This is a genomic window from Caproiciproducens galactitolivorans (genome assembly GCF_026672255.1).
Classification (GTDB): Bacteria; Bacillota; Clostridia; order Oscillospirales; family Acutalibacteraceae; genus Caproiciproducens; species Caproiciproducens galactitolivorans_A.
In genome coordinates, this window is the sequence record NZ_JAPOHA010000010.1 from 92,096 (window position 1) to 113,557 (window position 21,462).

At 52.5% G+C, this 21,462-nt stretch carries 18 protein-coding genes; 10 read left to right on the forward strand and 8 right to left on the reverse strand.

Annotated features, from left to right (window positions below):
• The first annotated feature begins 42 nt into the window (after nt 1-42).
• From nifJ to OUY18_RS10740, 4 genes are all read left to right on the forward strand, one after another.
• Entirely contained in the window at nt 43-3,609 is a 3,567-nt protein-coding gene (nifJ, locus tag OUY18_RS10725; RefSeq protein WP_268058779.1) for a pyruvate:ferredoxin (flavodoxin) oxidoreductase, read from the forward strand.
• A gap of 86 nt (nt 3,610-3,695) precedes the next feature.
• Entirely contained in the window at nt 3,696-4,541 is an 846-nt protein-coding gene (locus OUY18_RS10730; protein ID WP_268058780.1) for a transketolase, read from the forward strand.
• A 3-nt stretch (nt 4,542-4,544) separates the two neighbouring features.
• A complete protein-coding gene (locus OUY18_RS10735; protein WP_268058781.1) occupies nt 4,545-5,504 on the forward strand; it encodes a transketolase family protein in 960 nt (319 codons plus the stop codon).
• Between the two features lie 39 nt (nt 5,505-5,543).
• A complete protein-coding gene (locus OUY18_RS10740) occupies nt 5,544-6,770 on the forward strand; it encodes a MalY/PatB family protein (protein WP_326492991.1) in 1,227 nt (408 codons plus the stop codon).
• 92 nt (nt 6,771-6,862) lie between these two features.
• Here OUY18_RS10740 and OUY18_RS10745 read toward each other — a convergent pair whose 3' ends face one another.
• From OUY18_RS10745 to OUY18_RS10765, 5 genes are all read right to left on the reverse strand, one after another.
• Nucleotides 6,863-7,495 carry an ECF transporter S component gene (locus tag OUY18_RS10745; RefSeq protein WP_268058782.1) on the reverse strand — a complete coding sequence of 211 codons (633 nt, stop codon included), beginning with the start codon at nt 7,493-7,495 and terminating at the stop codon, nt 6,863-6,865.
• A gap of 158 nt (nt 7,496-7,653) precedes the next feature.
• A complete protein-coding gene (locus OUY18_RS10750) occupies nt 7,654-8,433 on the reverse strand; it encodes a type III pantothenate kinase (RefSeq protein ID WP_268058783.1) in 780 nt (259 codons plus the stop codon).
• A complete protein-coding gene (locus OUY18_RS10755; protein ID WP_268058784.1) occupies nt 8,430-8,978 on the reverse strand; it encodes a phosphopantothenoylcysteine decarboxylase in 549 nt (182 codons plus the stop codon). The genes OUY18_RS10750 and OUY18_RS10755 overlap by 4 nt, the downstream gene beginning before the upstream one ends.
• Nucleotides 8,975-9,751, reverse strand: coding sequence for a phosphopantothenoylcysteine decarboxylase (locus OUY18_RS10760; protein ID WP_268058785.1), 777 nt, complete (start codon nt 9,749-9,751; stop codon nt 8,975-8,977). The genes OUY18_RS10755 and OUY18_RS10760 overlap by 4 nt, the downstream gene beginning before the upstream one ends.
• Nucleotides 9,752-9,885: 134 nt before the next feature.
• Nucleotides 9,886-10,470 carry a TetR/AcrR family transcriptional regulator gene (locus OUY18_RS10765; protein WP_268058786.1) on the reverse strand — a complete coding sequence of 195 codons (585 nt, stop codon included), beginning with the start codon at nt 10,468-10,470 and terminating at the stop codon, nt 9,886-9,888.
• A gap of 207 nt (nt 10,471-10,677) precedes the next feature.
• On the opposite strand from OUY18_RS10765, the gene OUY18_RS10770 reads away from it, so the two are divergent.
• Nucleotides 10,678-10,905 carry a hypothetical protein gene (locus OUY18_RS10770; RefSeq protein WP_268058787.1) on the forward strand — a complete coding sequence of 76 codons (228 nt, stop codon included), beginning with the start codon at nt 10,678-10,680 and terminating at the stop codon, nt 10,903-10,905.
• Nucleotides 10,906-10,985: 80 nt separating this feature from the next.
• Here OUY18_RS10770 and OUY18_RS10775 read toward each other — a convergent pair whose 3' ends face one another.
• Together OUY18_RS10775 and OUY18_RS10780 are read right to left on the reverse strand one after the other, a co-directional pair.
• Nucleotides 10,986-12,995 (reverse strand): methyl-accepting chemotaxis protein, encoded by a 2,010-nt coding sequence (locus tag OUY18_RS10775; RefSeq protein WP_268058788.1) that lies wholly within the window; start codon nt 12,993-12,995, stop codon nt 10,986-10,988.
• Nucleotides 12,996-13,254: 259 nt separating this feature from the next.
• Complete coding sequence (locus tag OUY18_RS10780; RefSeq protein ID WP_419196140.1) at nt 13,255-14,553, reverse strand: Nramp family divalent metal transporter; 1,299 nt, start codon at nt 14,551-14,553, stop codon at nt 13,255-13,257.
• A 169-nt stretch (nt 14,554-14,722) separates the two neighbouring features.
• Between OUY18_RS10780 and OUY18_RS10785 the strand changes: the two genes are divergently transcribed.
• The 5 genes from OUY18_RS10785 to OUY18_RS10805 all read left to right on the forward strand — a co-directional run bounded on the left by OUY18_RS10785 (nt 14,723) and on the right by OUY18_RS10805 (nt 20,536).
• Entirely contained in the window at nt 14,723-15,193 is a 471-nt protein-coding gene (locus OUY18_RS10785) for an iron dependent repressor, metal binding and dimerization domain protein (protein WP_268058790.1), read from the forward strand.
• An 85-nt stretch (nt 15,194-15,278) separates the two neighbouring features.
• A complete protein-coding gene (locus OUY18_RS10790; protein ID WP_268058791.1) occupies nt 15,279-16,085 on the forward strand; it encodes an alpha/beta hydrolase in 807 nt (268 codons plus the stop codon).
• Entirely contained in the window at nt 16,064-16,462 is a 399-nt protein-coding gene (locus tag OUY18_RS10795) for a hypothetical protein (protein ID WP_268058792.1), read from the forward strand. The genes OUY18_RS10790 and OUY18_RS10795 overlap by 22 nt, the downstream gene beginning before the upstream one ends.
• A gap of 1,514 nt (nt 16,463-17,976) precedes the next feature.
• Nucleotides 17,977-18,492, forward strand: coding sequence for a hypothetical protein (locus OUY18_RS10800; RefSeq protein WP_268058793.1), 516 nt, complete (start codon nt 17,977-17,979; stop codon nt 18,490-18,492).
• Between the two features lie 844 nt (nt 18,493-19,336).
• Entirely contained in the window at nt 19,337-20,536 is a 1,200-nt protein-coding gene (locus OUY18_RS10805) for a GH25 family lysozyme (RefSeq protein ID WP_268058794.1), read from the forward strand.
• A 72-nt stretch (nt 20,537-20,608) separates the two neighbouring features.
• On the opposite strand, the gene sleB is transcribed toward OUY18_RS10805, so the two are convergent.
• A complete protein-coding gene (gene sleB / locus OUY18_RS10810; protein WP_268058795.1) occupies nt 20,609-21,289 on the reverse strand; it encodes a spore cortex-lytic enzyme in 681 nt (226 codons plus the stop codon).
• Nucleotides 21,290-21,462 lie beyond the last annotated feature (173 nt).

Genomic DNA, 21,462 nt, shown 5'->3' on the forward strand with positions numbered 1-21,462 from the left:
TAAACATATATCATCATTTATTTCCGGAGAAGGAGAGTAATTATGGATTCCAGAAACATGAAAACAATGGACGGCAACACAGCCGCCGCGCATGTATCCTATGCATTTACCGATGTGGCGGCGATTTACCCGATCACGCCGTCCTCGCCAATGGCGGATGAAACGGACAAGTACGCCGCCGCCAACCGCAAAAACCTGTTCGGGCAGGAGGTACAGGTTATCGAAATGCAGTCCGAAGGAGGAGCGGCCGGCGCGGTGCACGGTTCCCTTGCGGTCGGCGCGCTTACCACAACCTATACCGCTTCGCAGGGCCTGCTGCTCATGATTCCGAATATGTATAAAATCGCGGGCGAGCTTCTGCCCGGCGTAATCCACTGCGCGGCGCGTACTCTCGGCAAGAGCACGCTGTGTATTTTCGGCGACCATTCCGACGTTCTGGCCTGCCGCCAGACCGGGTTTGCCATGCTCTGCTCCAACAGTCCGCAGGAGGTAATGGATTTGGGCGCGGTGGCGCATCTTGCCACGATTAAAGGCCGCGTTCCCACCCTGCATTACTTCGACGGCTTCCGCACCTCCCACGAAGTGCAGAAAATCCACATATGGGATTACAAGGATTTAGGCGATATGCTGGACTGGGACGCGGTGAATGCTTTCCGCCGCCGCAGCCTGAACCCGGAGCATCCGGTTATGCGCGGCACCTGCTCCAACGACGATACCTATTTCCAGCAGATCGAAGCCGGGAACCGGTATTACGACGCTTTCCCGGACATCGTGAACGGGTATATGGAAAAAGTCAACGCAAAGCTCGGAACCGATTATAAGCCGTTCAATTATTACGGCGCCGCGGATGCAGAAGAAGTCATCGTTGCCATGGGTTCCTCCTGCGAAACCATCGAGGAAGTGATCGATTACCTCAACGCCGCCGGAGAAAAGGTCGGCCTGATCAAGTGCCATCTGTACCGCCCGTTTTCCACAAAATATCTTTTTAACGTGCTTCCGCAGTCCGTTAAAAAGATTACCGTGCTCGACCGCACCAGTGAGCAGGGCTCCATCGGCGAGCCGCTCTACCTGGATATTCTGGCGGCTTTCAGCGGAACGAAGTTTGAATCCGTCCCGGTATACGCGTGCCGTTACGGTCTGGGCGGAAACGACACCACCCCGGGCCAGATGATCGCCGTTTACCGCAATATGCAGAGCAATGCCCCCCGGAAGCGTTTCACGGTGGGCATTACGGACGACGTGACCAACCTGTCGCTTGCGGTTACGGAAAACCCGGATACGACCCCGAAGGGAATCCATTCCTGCAAGTTCTGGGGCCTCGGCGCGGACGGCACCGTGGGCGCGAATAAAAACTCCATCAAGATCATCGGAGACCATACCGACATGTACGCGCAGGGCTACTTCGCCTACGATTCCAAGAAATCCGGCGGTCTGACCGTTTCCCACCTGCGCTTCGGCGACAAGCCGATCAAATCCACCTATTACATAAATAAAGCGGATTTCGTCGCGTGCCATAAGGCCTCCTACGTTGATAAATACGATATGGTGAAGGATGTCAAGCCGGGCGGAAGCTTCCTTTTGAACTGCCAATGGAGCGACGGGGAGCTGGAGAAAAACCTTCCCGCGACAATGAAAAAATACATCGCCGACCATCAGGTCAATTTCTATACGATCGACGGGGTAAAGCTCGGCAAGGAAATCGGGCTGGGCACCCGCATCAATACCGTCCTTCAGTCCGCGTTCTTCGCGATTACTAACATCATACCAAAAGACAAAGCCATTCAGTATATGAAGGACGCCGCCCTCCACAGCTATGCAAAATTGGGCCAGAAAGTCGTTGATATGAACTATGCGGCGATTGAGCGCGGCGCACAGGAATTCCATAAGGTCAACGTGCCGGATTCGTGGAAGAATTTAGCCGACGACACAGCGGACACGCAGGTGGCAGGGGAGAATAAGAAGCTGGTCGATTATGTCAACGGCTTCCTCAATCCTTCCAATTCCTATAAAGGAAACGAGCTGCCGGTTTCCGCGTTTACAAAACTCGGCATGGAAGACGGCACGGTGCCGAACGGTTCCTCCGCGTATGAAAAGCGCGGCATTGCGATCGACGTGCCGGAGTGGAACCCGGAGAACTGCATCCAGTGCAACTTCTGCTCCTATGTCTGCCCCCACGCGGTAATCCGCCCGGCGGCAATGACGCAGGCGGAGGCCGACGCGGCACCGAAGAGCCAGAAATACAAGGATATGACCGGGCTGCCCGGCATGAAATTCGCCATAACGGTTTCCGCGTTGGACTGCTCCGGCTGCGGTTCCTGCGTGACGGTATGCCCGGGCATGAAGGGCCAGAAGGCGCTCGTTATGAAACCGATCGCCGCCCAGATGGATTCCCAGAAAGGGTTTGATTACGGCATTGCGCTGAATGAGAAACCGGAGGTTATGGAAAAATTCAAGCCGTACAGCGTAAAGGGCAGTCAGTTCAAACAGCCGCTCCTGGAATTCTCCGGCGCATGCGCGGGCTGCGGCGAAACCCCGTACGCAAAGCTGGTGACCCAGCTCTTCGGCGACCGCATGTATATTGCCAACGCAACGGGCTGTTCTTCGATTTGGGGGGCTTCCGCGCCGTCCACGCCGTATACGACGAACAAAAAAGGCTACGGGCCCGCGTGGGCGAACTCCCTGTTTGAAGACAACGCGGAATTCGGCCTTGGCATGGCGTTTGCCCAGAAGGCAATCCGCACCCGTCTCGCCGGGTACATCAGCCAAATCGAAGCTTCTGAAACTTCCCCTGCAGAGCTGAAAAAGGCCTGCGCCGAGTATCTTGCCACCAAGGACGACAGCCGTACAAACCGCGCCGCGACCGACAGATTGATTCCGGAACTGGAGAAGGCGGCCGCGTCCGGCTGCGAGCTTTCCCAAAAGGCGCTTGCCGATAAGGACTACCTCGCCAGGAAATCCATGTGGATTCTGGGCGGCGACGGCTGGTGCTACGATATCGGCTTCGGCGGCGTAGACCATGTGCTGGCTTCCGGCGAAGACGTCAACCTTCTTGTGTTTGATACCGAAGTGTATTCCAACACCGGCGGGCAGGCTTCGAAAGCCACGCCGACCGGCGCCGTGGCACAGTTTGCCGCCGCCGGAAAGACGAATAAGAAGAAGGATCTGCCGGGGATTGCGATGAGCTACGGCTACGTATATGTAGCGCATATCGCGATGGGCGCGGATATGAACCAGTGCATCAAGGCGATTAACGAAGCGGAAGCCTACCCGGGCCCGTCCATCATTATTGCCTACGCGCCCTGCATCAACCACGGCATCAAGGGCGGCATGAGCCTTTCCCAGACGGAGGAGAAAAAGGCGGTCGAGGCCGGTTACTGGAACCTTTTCCGCTATGACCCGCGTCTTGAGGAGGAAGGCAAAAATCCGTTCCAGCTCGACAGCAAGGCTCCGGAAGCCAGCTACCGTGATTTCATCATGGGCGAAGTCCGGTACAACTCGCTTACCCGCTCCTTCCCGGAGCGCGCCGAAAAGCTCTTTGCGCAGGCGGAGGAAACTTCCAGAAAATCTTACGAGCATTTGAAAAAACTCGCGGAGCTGAATATGGATTAACCGGTTTTTTCCGGCGGCAGGGTTTGCAGGGCCGTGCCGCCGGAAACAGGCTGTTTTTCCTGCAAATAAAGGATGGGGTGGCTAGAATGGAACAAAAACGCGTAAAGGAGCTGGCGGTTACCGCCGCGAAGGTTCGTCTGGAATGTTTGGAAGCAATTAACGCCTGCCATTCCGGGCATATCGGCGGGGCGCTGTCGGCAGCGGATATCCTGACGGTTCTGTACTTTGAAAAGATGAAAAATCTTGACCCTGAAAATCCAAAAAATCCGGACCGCGACCGGCTGGTGCTTTCCAAAGGGCATTGTACGGGAGCCTTGTATCCGGTGCTTGCACTGAAAGGGTATTTCCCCGTAAAAGACCTGAAGACCTTCCGGCATATTGATTCCTACCTTTCCGGTCATGCGGAAATGAAGCATGTTCCCGGCGTGGATATGTCCACGGGCTCGCTGGGGCAGGGGCTTTCGGCGGCGGCGGGCATGGCGCTTGCCGCGAAACTGGATAAAAAACCGTACCGCGTGTTCGCCGTTATGGGCGACGGGGAGATTGAGGAAGGGCAGATCTGGGAAGCCGCTATGGCGGCCGCGAAATATAAGCTGGATAATCTGGTCGGGTTTGTAGACGTCAACGGGCTGCAGATTGACGGCACCACGGAAGAGATTATGCCTTCGGAACCGCTGGACGAAAAGTGGGAGGCTTTCGGGTGGAATGTTCTTAAAATAGACGGGCATGACCTGCGGGCAATTTCCGACGCGGTGGACGCCGCCGGGGAATGCAGCGGAAAACCGACCATGATCCTCGCGAAAACGGTAAAAGGAAAAGGCATTTCCTTTATGGAAAACAAAGTTATGTGGCACGGAAATACACCGGACGAAGAAGAATACCAAAAAGCGAAAGCGGAGCTTACCGCAAGACTCTTGGAATTGGAGGGCTGAAAAATGGCGGAGTTTATTTCAACCAGAGTGGCCTACGGCCGGGCGCTCAAAAAATTCGGCGGGCAGAATCCGGATATCGTCGTTTTTGATGCGGACCTTGCCTGCTGCACAAAATCGGAGGGCTTCGGGCAGGCTTTCCCGGAACGCTTCTTTAACGTCGGGATTGCGGAAGCCAATATGGTCGGGATGGCTGCCGGAATGGCCGCCGCCGGAAAAATCGCCTTCGTGCATTCTTTCGCGATGTTCAGTGCGGGCCGCGCCTACGATCAGGTTCGCAATTCCGTCTGCTATCCGCACCTGAACGTCAAGATCGTCGGGTCGCACGCGGGTCTGTCGGTGGGTGAGGACGGCGCGACCCACCAGTGCATCGAGGATATCGGCCTGATGCGGGTCATCCCCGGTATGACGGTGCTCTGCCCGTGCGACGCGAATGAAACCGAAGCCGCGGTAAAAGCCGCGATCGAGCAGAACGGCCCCTGCTATCTGCGCCTTGGAAGGGCGGAGGTGGAAAATATAACGGCCAATCTGCCCGGTTATCATTTCGAGCTGGGGAAGGGAACAACGCTTGCCGACGGAAAGGACGTTACCATTGCCGCCACCGGCCTGATGGTGCAGAATGCCGTCAAAGCCGCGGAGATTTTGAAAAAAGAAGGAATCTCCGCCAGAATCCTTGATATCCATACGATCAAGCCGCTGGATACGGAGCTGATCGTGAAAGCGGCAAAGGAAACCGGGGCGATCGTTACGACCGAGGAGCATAATGTGCTCTGCGGATTAGGCGGGGCGGTTTGTGAAGCCGTGTCGCGGTATTGCCCGGTGCCCGTTATCCGCCACGGCGTTGACGACCGGTTTGGAAAATCGGGGAAATATGAGGATTTAATGGTTCGTTACGGCCTTACGCCGGAGAAAATCGCCGAATGCGCAAAAGAAGCCGTTTCTTTAAAGGCCGGACAGGCCGGCTGAAAGCAGAACAGGGTTCCGCAGAGCGGAAGGAGCGGTTCCTTGAATTTGAATGAAACAGAGGCGTGTGTCGTGGAAATAGATATTGAAAAGGATTATACGGTGGAACGTGCCGGAACGAACTCTACCAAATGGGACGGCCTGAAATCCCGGTTCGGCAGGGACGGGCTGCTTCCGCTCTGGGTTGCGGATATGGATTTTAAAGCGCCGGAATGTGTTCGGGAAGCGATTGCCCGGCTGAATGGGCATGGCGTTTACGGGTATCATATGGTGCCGGACGGGTATTATCGGGCGTTTATCGACTGGGAAAAGCGCAGGCACGGCTATGAAGTGAAAAAAGAGTGGATACGCTTCACCGCCGGCGTTGTATCCGGGCTTTACTGGTTTATCAATGCCATGACGCAGAAGGACGATGCGTGCCTGATTCTTACGCCGTGCTACTATCCTTTTATGGATGCCGTCCGGGATACGGGCCGGAAGCTGGTCTGCTGCGACCTGGTCAATACCGACGGATATTATACGATTGATTTTGAAAAGTTCGAGGAAGCGATTCGTGCAAACGCGGTGAAGATGTTTCTCCTTTGCTCGCCCCATAATCCGGTGGGCAGGGTATGGACGAAAGAAGAATTGCGAAACCTGTTGGAAATCTGCAAAAAATACGGGGTATTTGTCCTGAGTGATGAAATCCATCAGGATATCACATTTGGGGGGCATAAGAATATCCCGGCCGCGGCGGTCGGGGATTATGACAATATGCTGGCAATACTGACTTCGGCGTCTAAAACATTTAATCTTGCGGGGATGAAAAATTCCTTCGCCGTCATTCCGGACGAAGCCGTGCGGAGCCGGTTTGACCGCTTTGTAAAGGCGAACCGCATTGCAAGAGGCTCCGTATTCGGCTATGCGGCCGCAGAGGCCGCTTACCGGGGAGGGGAACCGTGGCTGGAAAAGGTTTTGGAAGTCATTGCGGGCAATGATGCATATCTGCGCGACGAACTGGCTTCCAAACTGCCGGGGGTTACCGTAACGCCTTTGGAAGGAACCTATCTGGTGTGGATTGACCTGGGCGCTTATGTCCGGCCTGCGGAATTGCGGGAAATTGTTCAGGAACAATGCGGGCTGGCGGTGGACTACGGCGAATGGTTTTTTGAAAACCGGACGGATACGCACATCCGCATCAATCTCGCGACTTCCGGAAAAAATATAGAAACGGCTGTACAAAGGCTTGTTGAGGCGTTGGGCGGCGGGAAAGAACATAAAATCAAGTAAAATTTAACCGAAAGCGGCAGAGCCTGTCATCCATTGGATGACAGGCTCTGCTATATTATATGCGGTTTATAAAAATGGGGAGGTTACAGGGTTTACGCTTTCATGGGTTTCAGCTTCATCAGCGCGCGGCAGACCACGGCCGTAAGGACGGCGGCAACGATGGCTTCCGGCACGCCGTTGGAAAAGATAACGGCCAGAACCGCTTTATACACCATGTCCACCGCGATATGCTTCACTTCCCCGTAAGCGTCGCGGAACACGAAATAAATCAGGTTCATGACCAGAATCGTATTCGTAAGGGATCCGATCAGGCCGCTGAGGGCGAGCGACAGCACGTTGTATCTGCCTTTAAGCGCTTTGTTCAGAAACACATAGAAGTAATACGGGACGACGCCGACCAGAATGCGGGGGAGAAAGGCAATGAAAAGCGCAGCCCAGCTTCCGCCGGCGGTTCCCGGAACCGGAATCAGCGGGGAAAAGGCAAAGGACAGAAGGGTTGGGGCAAAGGTGTTGTTGTATAAACTCGTAAGCCCGAAAACAAAACCCAGCCCCGCGCCGATTTTCGGCCCAAGCAGGATGGAGCCGATAATCACAGGTACATGGATGATCGTCGCTTTAATCAGCGGAAGCTGTATGTACCCGATCGGGGTAAAGTTTAAAAGGAGGATGATCGCGCAGAACAGGGCGGTGAGTACCAGTCGATTCGTGCCGGTTTTTCGATTCATAATGTTCTCTCCTTCTTATTAGGAAACCACGGATTTATTGCAGATTTGCATTTGACCGGCTGATTTTTGCCCGGACAGCGTCCAAAACGCCCGAATACGGCAGGTATCCGTGCGCTTTTGTCCTTGCTGAACGGAATCATCCCGGCATTTGTACATGGTTATTCCATCCGCGCTTTCCGGGATACCGTCTTGAGCCGGTCCGATTGAATTGCCAGTCCTTCCAAAAGCAGTTCCGGTTCATAATGCACCTTGAAATCGCAATAGGGGATAACGGCTTTCGCGTTCCCGCCGGTAACGATGACGGATACAGCGGCGCCAAGCTCGTTTTCAATCCGCCGCACAAGTCCTTCCAGCATGGCCGCCGTTCCGAAGGTCGCCCCCGAAAGCATGCATTCGGTCCGGTTTTTTCCGATCACCGATTCCGGTTCGGAGAAGGGAATATCGTGCAGCTGGGCGGTGGAGGCGGTAAGCGCGTGGAGTCCGGTTCGCACCCCGGGCAGAATCACGCCGCCCGCGAACGCGCCAGAGGGGTCGATTACATTCAGGGTTGTGGCGGTGCCGAAATCCACAACGACGAACGGGGGCCTGTATTTCTGCAAAGCCGCGGAACAGCACAGCAACCTGTCCGTTCCTAAAAGGCCGGAATAGGCGGAAGTATCGAATTCCCAGTCCGTGTGGCCGGTGATCAGAACCGGCTCCGTCTGTGCAATTTTTTCCGCCGCACTCAGAATCACAGGCGTTTTTTCGGGGACGACGGAGGAAATTACGGCGCCCTCGATATCATCCAGCCCGCGTTTCTTCAACAGGGAGCGGAAAAGCGCAAGCGCCTGCTTTTCGCTCGTAAGCGGATGAATGGGGGAATAGCCGGAAGCAAGAATCCGCCGCCCGTACAAGCCGTAGTTTAAATTGGTATTCCCGATATTGGCGATTAAGATCATACCGGTTTCTCCCGCAAATTGTCGGTTATCGCACGGACGATCTCGCCCACGTCGGCAAGGGCGCCCTTGCCCAGGTCGCCGCACGCAAGAAGGGCTTCCTTCGGCTCGATAATCTGATACCCGTACTTCTTCAGCTTCTCTATATTATCCTTTACAATCGGATTTTCATACATCCGGGTGTTCATTGCCGGGGCAATCAGCAGGGGGATGTCTCTCATTGCAAGGGCAACGGTGGACAGCATATCGTCCGCGATGCCGTTAGCGAGCTTCCCGATGATATCCGCGCTCGCGGGCGCAATCACAAAGGCATCCGCCTTTTTGCAGAGGGAAATATGCGTGACCTCCCGCGGATAGTTCAGTTCAAACATATCGGTATAGACCCGGTTCTTCGATAAGGTTTGCAGCGTCAGCGGCGTAATGAACGCCATGCCGCCCTTTGTCAGAATGACGTCGACGTTGTAGCCGGATTTCGTAAGCGTGTTGGTGATGTCGGCCGCTTTATAGGCGGCGATGCTCCCCGTAACGCCCAATACGATATTTTTCATTTCTGCCTGTCCTCCTCGGCTTTCCGCATTACATGGTCTTTGATTGCCCCGGCAATTTCAGTTTTGGTGTGCAGGCGGGTAAGGGAATGGTCTTTTCCCAGCAAAATCGCTTCGTGGCGGGTTTCATCGATGTTTTTCTGGTCGTTTGCCAGAACAAAATCGCACCCGTTGCGTTTCATCAGCGTTTCTGCCGCGCGGAGAAGTTCGTTTTCCTCCACGTCGACGAGAAGCTTAAAGCCCACTAAAATGGTTTGGGGCTGGAGCTTTTTAAACAGCCCGATGATTTTCGGCGTCTTTTCAAGGCACAGAAATAAATTTTCGATGTCCGAAGACAGCTTCTTCGAGCGGCATCCGCCGCCGTAAGCCAGAAGCGCTGAGTGAATCTGCGCCGTAAGAAATTCCGGATTCCCGTCCCAGCTCCGGTTCAGAACGGATTTTGCGAGATGTGCCGCCAGCCATTCGGAGGGTACGCTGTACTTCACCGTGTAGTCGCTGACCGCCATGGAATGGATAACCGCGTCGTAAGCGCGTTCCCGCATCTGCTCCTCCACCGCCGCCTGTAAGCTTTGCACGTCGCTGACGGGAACAATGGTCGCGCGCGGGTTTTTGGGCAGGACGGCGTTTTCGGAACAGAGACAGGTTACTTCGACCCCCTCGTCTTCTAGAAAACAGTCCGCCAGCAGGCTTCCCAGCCGCCCGGTTGCCGTATTGCTGATTTTACGGACATCGTCGATTTTCTCCGACGTCCCTCCTGCCGTGATCAGAACGTTCAAGTTTGCCCCTTCTTTCCGTTAGCCTTGTTTCATTAATAAAAATAACGAATTTCGAAAATAAATCGTATTTTTCGTATTCCGGGTGGTTTTGGTACGGTGCAATTTTAACCGAACCGGAATTTTTTCAACAAGGCCTAGAATAAATCGGAATAAATCAATCCTTTGCCGACCTGCATCTGCTGGTCCACAAGCTCGTCCGAAATGGCGCTGGATACCGCCAGAGACCGCAGGCCTTCGATCAGGAACAGAATGGAATCCGCAAGGCGGTCGATATTTTTCGCCGTAATCGCTTCCGCTTTCTGCCCGAACTTCAAAATCTCCAGAATAATCACCTTCGTGTTGTAGAACTGATCCGTGTAAAAGTCCCGGTCGGAAACATTCTTGTGTGCGAAGCAGAACTCCATCATAGCGACGAACAGGCTTTTGTCCATATTGAGCAGGCGTTCCTTCTGATCCGCGAAAAATTCGTCGATCAGCCGGTCAAAATTTTGGTTCCGCTCAATGCTGGTGCGTATCCCTTCTATCTTTTCCTGATTGTGCTTTTTTACCACCTCGATAAAAATTTCGTCGACCGTGGAGAAATAAAGATAAATGCCGCCCCGGCTGATTCCACATTCCTCAATAATATCTTTCATGGTCACGCGGTCGAACCCTTTGCGGATAAAAACCTTTTTTGCATTTTTTAAAATAAGCTCTCTTTTTTCAGAAGCCTTCGACATGCGGGCCGGTCCCTCCGATCTTTACAATTATGACACTCGTGTCATAATTTTATAATTCTATTATATGACATCCGTGTCATGCTGTCAATCAATATCGAATAAAGAAAATATAAAGATTTTTCCATTTAAGGAAAAATTGACAGCGCGGAATAGATGCTATAATATAGTTAAAAGAAATATAATCTGTGTGAGAAGGGGTTGGAAGTTATGTTTGGAAGATTCTCTCCGAAGAGTTTAGCCTTACGGGTATTTTTCTGGCTTGTTGTTTTATTATTGCTGACGATGTTGCAATTTTTTCAAAGCAGTACCTTAATCGAAAACATCCGGATTTATTATGGAATACGAATGGTTGCCACGCTGTTTTTAATGTGGCACGGCTGCGACGTTCTGTACCGGTTCCTTGCGGCCTGTGACCGTACGGGGTGGAACCGATAAACCGGCGATAAGCTTTTCAATCGAAAACAGCCCCGCGGATTGCTCCGCGGGGCTGTTTTCGATTAGGGCGTAGAGTGCGTTTATAAGCGGAATTGATCGATGAGACCCTTCATCGATTTTGCCTGACCGTTCAGCTCTTCGCTGGAGGCGGCGCTTTCTTCCGAGGTTGCGGAGTTTGTCTGCACAACCGCGGAGATCTGGTCGACGGCGATGGTCACCTGCTTGATGGACGCGGCCTGTTCGTTGGTCGCTGTGGTAATCTTTTCGATCAGGTCGGACGTCTGGCTGACTTTATCGATCATTTCCTGAAGGGATTGGGCCGTCTCGTTGGCGACCGCGGCGCCCTTCTGCACGGAGCGGATGGAGTTGTCGATCAGCACGGTGGTGTTTTTCGCCGCTTCCGCGCTCTTGCTCGCAAGGTTGCGGACCTCATCCGCGACAACGGCAAACCCTTTTCCGGCGGCGCCTGCGCGGGCCGCTTCCACCGCCGCGTTCAGGGCGAGGATATTGGTCTGGAACGCGATGTCTTCAATGGTTTTAATGATTTTTCCGATTTCATTGGAGGAATTGTTGATGTCGGACATCGCGGTAACCAGACGCGCCATTTGATCGTTGCTGCGCTGCGCGTCGCTGAAGGAATCTTTGGCAAGCTGATCGACCGCATTGGCATTGCCCGCGTTCTCGTTGACATGATTTGCGATTTCGGTAATGGAAGCGGAAAGCTCCTGAATTGTACTGGCCTGTTCGGCGGCGCCCTGCGCCAGGGACTGCGCGGCGTTCGATACCTGGTCGGAGCCGCTCGCCACCTGGTCGGCAGAATCGGTAATCGTTCGGAAGGTCTTTACCAGCTTCGACTTTATATTGTTGAGGGAATCCTTGATCTTGGCAAATTCACCGGTGTATTCGCATTGCAGTTCGAACACCAGATTCCCAAGGGCGATCTGGTCCAGCACGGCGGAAATTTCATCGATATAATCGATGTAGTGGCTGAGCCTGTCCACAATCTTTTCGATGGCGTTGGCAACCTGCCCGGTTTCGTCCATGGTCTTCATATCCACTTTCACGTTCAGATCTCCGTCCGCAATCTGCTGTGCGGCGGCGGTCAGTTTTTTCAGCGGCTTAATAATGCTCATGGAAATCATAACGATAATGGCAAGAAGGAGAATCAGCGCGATCAGGAAGGTGAAAAGGAACATTGTTTGTGTTTCATTATAGGCTGCATTATACTCCGCCTCCGGCATTCCGGTGGTAATCGTCCATCCGGTATCACCCACCGTCGCGACATAGCCGTAGTTGGTATGGTTCAGCGCGCTGTAAGTGACGGGGCCGATGGTTTTGGTCATGATCGAGCTGATAATATTTTCGGACATTTTGGATTCGGAGACATTTTTGTTAATCAAAGACGAATCGGGGTGGTGAATCAGCACACCCTGCGCGGTGCTGAGAATGTAGAATCCGCTGTTGCCCAGTCGGTAGCTCTCTATCATTTTGTTGATCTGGTCGAGGCTGAAATCAATGCCGGTTACGCCAAGAAGCGTTTTCGTACCGGAATCATAAACCGGGGAAACCACGCTCACCGTTAATTTCTTTGTGCCTGCGTCCAGATACGGTTCGGTAATGATGGTTTTCTGCTCCTTTACGAGCTGCTGATACCAGGACCTTGTCGCAATTTTATAGTCGGCACCCGAAAGGTATCCGTCGGACTGTGTATATTGGCTGGAATCGACATCCGCAATCCAGGAAATAACGATATTATCCGGATCGCTTTGCTTAACGTTGAGCATGCTCCTTTTTACATTTGCGAATTCCGCAGGGGACGTGAGCTTCGTTCCCGGGGTGGCCTTCTTGAAAAGGTCTTCGAATTGAGAGTTTGCCGCCATCTGCACGGCAACCTGCTTGTATTTTGAAAAATACTCGCTGATCTGATACGATGCGGCCTGAGACTTGTCCGTCAGTTCATTGTTCGAGAACTGATAAACGGATTGCTTAACATGGGACAGTGAAATAAATGCCGTAATCACAAAGACCAGTGCAACCGGAATTCCGATAAAAAGCAGCAGTTTTGTTCTTAAGCTTTTCTTTCCCAGCATACTATCATCTCCTTCACTTTCTACATATATCGACAGGGTTTTTACCGAGTTTAGGTACAAAACCGGGGGCGGGAAAAAATAACGGAAATCACAAAAATTCTGCTGAAAATGCCCGAAAAACGGGCGAAAAATAGAACGGGAAAGGAAAAAAATACCCATCCCGTTCTATCAAAACAAGGAGACGTTTCCCCTGCCCGGGGTTCGGATTTCCCTTGCGGAAGATTCCGGTTTGTAAAGGAGGATTTCGGATGGAAAACGGTTACGAAAGTCCGGCAAACGTAAGGTAAAGCAGCACGGCGTTCAGCGCGATAATGACCGCGGCGATACCCATGCCCAGAATCCTTACCCGGGTCGTGTTGGCGAATTCGCCCATTAAATCCCTCCGCTTCGCAATCGAAAGCATCTGGATGATCGGAACGGGCAGGATGAAGCTGAGGGCGACCTGGCTCAGGACGAGCACGTTCATCGGATTTACGCCGAGGATGATAATGATCAGCGCGGGCAGCATGGTGATCAGCCGCCGGAGGTTCACAGGGATACTTAGATTGATAAAGCCTTTCATAATCGTCTGCCCGGCCATGGTTCCCACCGCCGAGGAGGAAAGGCCGGAAGCGAGCAGGGCAACGCCGAACGCGCCGCTGGAAAGAGGCCCCAGAAGCGGCTCCAGCGATTTGTGCGCTTCCTGCATGGTTTCCACCACCATGCCGCTGCGGAAAAACACCGCCGCAGAAACGACCACCATGCCGGCGTTGACGAAAAACGCGATGTTCATGGCGATGGCAATATCGATTTTCTCCATCTTCAGGTGATGCCGTTTTTCCCGGCCGCAGTCGCCGCCCCCGCACCGGCATTGAACGAGCTGAGAGTGAAGATAGATCACATGGGGCATGACCGTTGCGCCGAGCATGCCGACGGCGATGGTGACGGCCTCCCCGTTGGGAAGCGAGGGAACGAAGGTGTGGATTCCCACCTGCGCCCAGTCCGGCTTCGCAAGAAAGATTTCCGTCAGATAAGCGACGCTGATAACGGCAACCAAAACGGTAATAATGATTTCAACCGCTTTTTGGCCGTATCGCTCCATCGCACAGATCAAATAGGTTAAAAGACCCGTCAGAAGGCCCGCAACAGGCATGGGAATGCCGAACAGCAGGTTCAGCCCCAGCGTTCCGCCGAGGAATTCCGCCAGATCGGTCGCCATAGCGCCCAGTTCCGCCACAATCCAGAAGAGGACGTTGACCCGCCGGGAAAACACCTTCGCACACATTTCGGGAAGGCTGTGGCCGGTTGCGATTCCGACCTTCGCGGACATGGTCTGTAAAAAAATCGCCATGAGGTTGCTGGCAAGGATTACCCAGATCAGCGTGTAATTGAATTTGGAACCGCCGCTGATATTGGTTGCAAAGTTTCCGGGGTCAATATAGGCCACGCTCACAACGAACGCCGGCCCCAGATACTTTAATAGCTGTAAAAATTTATTGGGAACCCGCAGGGACGGTTTCTTTATCGTTCCGGCGGTATTCAGGCTCCCCAGCCCGGCCTGTACCGCGCCTTCTTCCATTTGCATCGGTAATCACCTTTCTAAAACAATTTTATTCTTAGCCTGCTCCAACTTTCTTTTGTTTTACAAACTATGTCGGGGGAATGAAAAGTGTTCCTGTTAGGAATGAATGAAAGCGCTTCGGAATATATTTAATGATTGGGTTTTTTATAGAAAGGTGGACGCGGCTGTGCAAAGCAACTTTTATACTTTCAATGAATATATGAAAAAAGACGACGATTCCCTGACGGCGTCCATGGAGGATTATCTGGAAATGATTTACCGGCTGTCGTTTGAGACCGGGTTTACCAGGATCCATATCCTTTCCCAGGCGCTGAACGTACAGCCCTCCTCCGCAACAAAAATGGTTCAGAACCTTGCCCAGACGGGGATGGTGAAATATGAGCGGTACGGGTTCATTATGCTGGAGGAAAAAGGCAAGGAAATGGGCGCGTGGCTTTTAAAGCGCCACACGATTCTGGAGGATTTCTCGCGCATTATCGGCGTGGGGGATTCCCGTTTGCTGGAGGAAACGGAAAAGACGGAGCATATGTTCAGCAAGGAAACGATTTTGTGCTTTGCCGACTTCGTGGAATTCATGCGGAAAAATCCCGATATTGCCGAACGCTATAAGGCCTTTAAAAGCAGGCAATCTAAATAAAAATAATGTGGTTGACGAATAAAAAATTAGGTGATATAGTTAAGAAAATCGATTCTGTCGATTATGAAAAAAAGGGGATGTTGTTATGACGAAGGAAATGATGGTTCCTACCTTTGACGGAACCAAACTGTTTTTCCGAAAGGATATTCCGGAAAATCCGAAAGCGATTGTCGTTGTGGTGCACGGTTTATGCGAACACCTCGGCCGTTACGACTATGTGACGGAAAAGCTGAACCAAAGCGGGTTCGGCGTTTACCGGTTTGACCACCGCGGACACGGCCGGTCGGAGGGCAAGCGCGTGTTTTACAGCGATTACAACGAAATCGTGGACGACGTCAATCATTTTGTAGAGCTGGCTAAAAAGGAAAACGAGGGGCTTCCCGTGTTCCTGCTGGGGCACAGCATGGGCGGCTACGCCGTCGCCATGTTCGGAACAAAATATCCGGGCAAGGTGAACGGGATTGTGACCTCGGGCGCTTTGACCCGCCTGAATGCCGTCCCGCCCGGATTCCTGCCGATTCAGCAGCCCGCGGACACCTATTTCCCGAACGAGCTGGGCAACGGCGTTTGCAGCGACCCCGCCGTTGTGGAAGCGTATGCGAACGACCCGCTGGTGGAGAAGAAAATCTCCGTCGGCCTGTATAATACGCTGTATTACGGTGTGGAATGGATGAAAAAGAACGCGAAAAATTTCACCGATCCGGCTCTGGTTCTGCACGGCTGCTGCGACGGCCTTGTAAGCGAAAAGGATTCCCGCGAATTTTTCGGCGACATCGCCTCAAGCGACAAGACGCTGAAAATCTACGCGCGCCTGTTCCATGAAATTCTGAACGAGCCCTGCCGCGACGAAATCATCACGGAGATTGTTGATTGGATGAAGAAAAGACTGTAATCCGTTTTATTTTACATAACAGCAGTAAAAAAGCCGGTGCTTTCATGCATCGGCTTTCTATTTTTGGCGGGTGCATAGTACCGTTTCGCCGTTTCCCTCGCACCGCAGGCGGTGCTCCTCCAACGAAAAGGTTAAGCTTTAACAACTTGAAAGTTTTGATCAAACTTTCTCAAAAGTTTGCGAGGTTTGGGGCGGCGCCCCATCGTTCCCTGGCTTTCAAAAAGCGCAGGAAGGGAGTGAAAACAATTCAGTGGATTGTTTCTGCGCGGGGAACCCTCGCCGGGGGTTCCCCGAAAGGTTGGAACTGCATCTTGTCTACTATTTTCGGACAGGCCGAATCGATTCCTTTTGTACTTCCTATCAAATTACAGGAATGATTTAGTCTGCCCTCAGGCCGGGCAGGCCCCTGCTTTCGGAATCGTGCGAAAGTAGGCAAAGGACGAGCAGGGGGCTTTTGAATCCCGGCGAGAGGGTTCCACAAAAGCCCCCTGCACTCCTGAGGTATCCCCAAAATGCCTTTGGGGTTACGCATTCTATGTGGTTTTCATTGACGTTCCTCTGAGGCAGCTTAGAGGAAAAACCATAAAAAAGGCTGTCCGGCAATTTTTTGCTGAACAGCTTTCGACTTTACTTATTNTGCCTTTGGGGTTACGCATTCTATGTGGTTTTCATTGACGTTCCTCTGAGGCAGCTTAGAGGAAAAACCATAAAAAAGGCTGTCCGGCAATTTTTTGCTGAACAGCTTTCGACTTTACTTATTAAAATATTTCCAATAATCCATTTAAATTTAAAAATCCTGTTGCATTATTCGAATAAAAGGATTATAATCTGCTTGTAAGGCATAAAAATATATAAAGTGCAATGCAGGAACAAGCGTTGGCCCGCCTGTCCCCTGCCTACGGAGTCACAGCTCCATAAGCAACTGATATAATCAGCACATTGCGGTTCTTATTATACCTCCATTTTTTCTTTTTGTATAGGGGGTATTTTTCGAATTTCGCATTGTGCGGGTGACGTTGTATATGGATAAGAATCCGTGTACAGCGTTTTTTTATGCCTTGCAACAGGCGGCGGGTTTTCCTCACGCTATTCCACTTGCGAAATATGCCCCCATTTCCTCCCCGCCGCCTGATTTTAAAGCTTTTTCCACATTTTCACCTTGGTGTGAATAGAACCCCACAGTCGTCGGCAGCCCGGCGCTCCGCACACGCCGGGCGTAAGTCCGACCAATTCAGGCAAATTTGTTTGCCCGTCGCTTTTTTATTAATACGCGTTCGCCTATTCCTCTCTCACCTTGGAGGGTAGATTTTTTATCGGCACCCCGGCAGGCTAAGCCTGCACACAGGTTTATAATAAGAAGGTGCTTTTTTCTCCAGGCTGCCTCAGAGGAACGTCAATGAAAACCACATAGAAAGCGTGTACCCCAAAGGCCTGTTGGGGATACCTCGGGGTGCAGGGGGCTTTTGTGGACCCCTCTCGCCGGTAATACAAACGCCCCCTGCTCGTCCTTTGCCTACTTTCGGACGATTCCGAATGTAGGGGCCCGCCCGGCCTGAGGGCAGACTAAATCATTCCTGTAATTCAGTGAAAAGGACAAAGGGAAAGGTTCGACTTGTCCGAAAATAAAACGCCGCACCCCGGCCTAGGGGCAAACGAAATCATTTTCTGTAATTCCCGGCTTCGGGAAAACAGCGGCGAACTTGTAGGCTCGGACTACCACGGTGTGTACCGTACGTCGGGCGGAAATCTGCCCTTTCTATGTCTTTGAAGGTTGACAAAACAGTGGAAAAATCGGATAATTACAAAAGGCTCCTTTTCCTCCCGGCAAAGGCCGGAAAAAAGGGTACACTATCATTTGAATGTTATTGTAATATGTAGAGAGGGCTTACAGATGAAAAAGATTTTAATCCTTGCGCTCGCAGTTGTTATGGCGGGAACCATGGCGGCCTGCGGCATGGGCGATGTAGGCGGAGCGTCCTCCGCGCCGGTTTCCTCCGTTGCTTCCCAAGCGGAATCGTCCGCGGTTGGTGCGGACAGTATGGACGATAACCTTTCCGGCCTTGTAAAATACCTTGCCGCCAATTCCGCTCTTTCCGGAAATCCGGAGGAAATGAAGGCGGACTTTATCGGCGCGAAGAGCGGCGTAAAGTATCATTTCAGCTACAACGGAAAAGACAATGTGACCGTCGAGCTTTACGAGTTCGATCCCAAACTGAACAGCAAGGCGCAGTCTGTTTTTGATGAAATTAAGGCGGAGGGTCAATTCAAGATCATGGGCCAGGAAGTTCCGGCGGTTGTTTCCGACAGCGGGAAGTATCTGATGGTTTACAAGGATACCGTCGCTTCCGACCAGAACAAGAAGCATCAGGACGATGTGACGAAGCTGTTCAAGGAATTTAAAAAGTAATTTTAAAAGATTGCCGCCAAGCGCGGTTTGAAGCATAATTATTAAGAAAGACCTGATGAACGTTTTAACGCTTGTCAGGTCTTTTTTACGTACAGCGGGCGCACGCCATTCATCGTTTCCCCCGGGGCAGGCTGAGCCTGCACGCACGCATAGCGTCGATTAGCCGTTTCCTCCGCGCCGCAGGCGGCGCTCCTCCACGGAATGCTGACGTAGGACTTCGTCAATGAAAACCACACAGAATGCGTGTACCCCAAAGGCTCTTTGGGGATACCTCCGGGGTGCAGGGGGCTTTTGTGGAACCCTCTCGCCGGGAATACAAACGCCCCCTGCTCGTCCTTTGCCTACTTTCGGACGATTCCGAAAGTAGGGGCCCGCCCGGCCTGAGGACAAGCTAAATCATTTCTGTAATTCAATGATATAAACAAAGAATCAGCTTCGACCTGTCAGAACAAAGTCTGATTCACAAAGGAACGAGTATCAGCACAATTCTAAAGGGGAGAAAACCTACGTGCAGTTCCAATCTTTTCGGGGAGCCTCCGGCGAGGGTTCCCCGCGCAGAAACGGTCCACTGGACTATTTCTGCCCCCTTCCTGCGCTTTTTGAAGGCAAGGAACGATGGGGCGCTGCCCCAAACCTCGCAAACTTTTGAGAAAGTTTGATCAAAACTTTCAAGTTGTTAAAGCTAAGCCCTTCCGTTGGAGGAACACCGCCTGCGGTGTGGGGAAAACGGCGAAACGGCGCTGTGCGCCCTGAGCCTGCAAAAATCAGCTTGACAGCACCGGAAGATCAGCCTATAATGACAGCAACAATTCCATTTTTTGTAAACTACATAGGAGGAACCCGAATGAGAAAAAAATACATCGCTCTTTTTCTGGTGCTGGCGTTTGCCCTTTCTTTCTGTACCATGGCTTATGCGCAGGACGTGACAAGCACCGATGCGCTGACGTTAAGCGCGCAAAGCCTCGCGCTGAAAAAGGGAGATAACGCGGCCCTTACGGTGAACGACGGTTCATCCGTTACATGGACGTCCAGTAATCCGAATATCGCCACCGTAAGCGACGGAACGGTTACCGGCGTGTCCCTTGGCAGAGCAACGGTTACCGCGACGGCTTCGGACGGCAGATGCGCGACCTGCGTGATCAATGTTGCCCTGAAGGGGATTGACGTTTCCTCCTATCAGGGAAGCGTGGACTGGGCGGCTGTAAAGGCCGACGGCGTGGATTTCGCCATCCTGCGCGACGGGTACGGCAACGAGCATCCCGAAACCCAGACCGATACCACCTTCGCCGCAAATTACGACAGCGCGACCGCGAACGGGCTGAAAGTCGGCGCGTATCATGTCAGCTATGCCACCACCGTGGCGGAAGCCCAGCAGGAAGCGCAGTTCTGCCTCGGCATTCTGAACGGGCGCAAGCTGGACTATCCGGTTTATCTGGATGTGGAGCAGCCCTTCCATTCGACGATGCAGGCAAGCCAGATCGATTCCGTTATTTCAACCTTCTGCAACGCGATGATTAAGGCGGGCTACCGCACCGGCGTGTACGGCAATACAACCTTATTAAATCAGTTTAAAACCATATCTTCTTTCAGCGCCTATGATACATGGGTTGCCCATCCGGATGTGCTCCTTCCGAATTACGGCGGCTCCTACGCCATGTGGCAGTATACCTCCGCGGGCAGTGTCTCCGGCGTGAGCGGCGCGGTCGATCTGGATTACTCCTATCAGGATTACCCCCTCGGGCCACAGACGATCAGCCAGCCTGCCGGCACAGCGGCCACGGATTCCTCCATGGCGAGCGACACCGGCGCGGCGATTACACTGAAGGCCGGAAAGACCTATCAGTTTAAATTTACGCCGAAAAACGCATCGGATAAACCGACGTTCTCCACCGGCAACAGCCGCGTGATTAAAACGGTTTTCCAGAAGAAGATCGGCGCAAGCTACTATTATAAAATCCAATGCGTCGGGCGCGGCTGCACTTCGGTGTATTCCGCTCTGCCGAAACAGAATGCGGTACGCCGCTGCGTGGTCACCGTCGCATAACATAAGGGATTGATTCTATATAATATAAGAAAAGGCGCTGAACGAAATGGTTCGGTGCCTTTTTTTGTTAACTTACTTACAGAAACGGTGGTCTCCAATCACCGTAATTACGGGGCGGGAGAAAATCCAGCCGCTTGTGGCTTTTGCCGGGTTATAATAATAGATGGCTCCGCCGGACGGGTCCCAGCCGTTAATGGCGTCGCGCGCGGCCTTGTACGCGGTATCGGAGATCGGTGCGTTGATTCCGCCGTCGTTCAGGCAGCTGAACGCGCCCGGCTGATAAATCACACCTGCCAGAGAGTTTGGGAACGAAGGGTGCTGAATACGGTTCAGAATAACCGCCGCAACCGCAACCTGTCCTTCATAGGGTTCCCCGCGCGCTTCCGCCGAGGTTACCCGCGCCAGCAGCGTGACGTCGCTGCTGCTGAAACCGCCCAGCCCGCCGGAACCGCCGCCGAGGCCCAGCGCGCTTAATGTTTTAGGGCCGGCGATCCCATCCGGAGTAAGCCCCTTGGCATTTTGGAACTTGATTACCGCGGTTCTTGTGAGTGATCCGAAAATGCCGTCAACTTTTCCTGTATAATATCCCTGATTCTGCAGCTTTGTCTGAATGCTGCGCACTTCGGACCCCTGTGATCCCATTTTGGACAGAGCATCGACAGAACCGCCCATATTTGTTACAATCGATATAACAAGGACATTCACCAGTAAAACAATAGCAACCGCCCAAATGTATTTCAGCTTTTTAGTCATTTTTAAAACACCTCTGCAAAGATTTTTCCCTCACCGTGATGTTTTATCCCAAGAGCAGGAATATTTAATCTTCTGATTTTGCATCAAAAGCGCAAAAAACGCCTGTTTTCGCTATAAAATCTGATTTTTTCAAAAAAAATCAAAAAAAGGGTTGACTTCGGGCTGGGTATTTG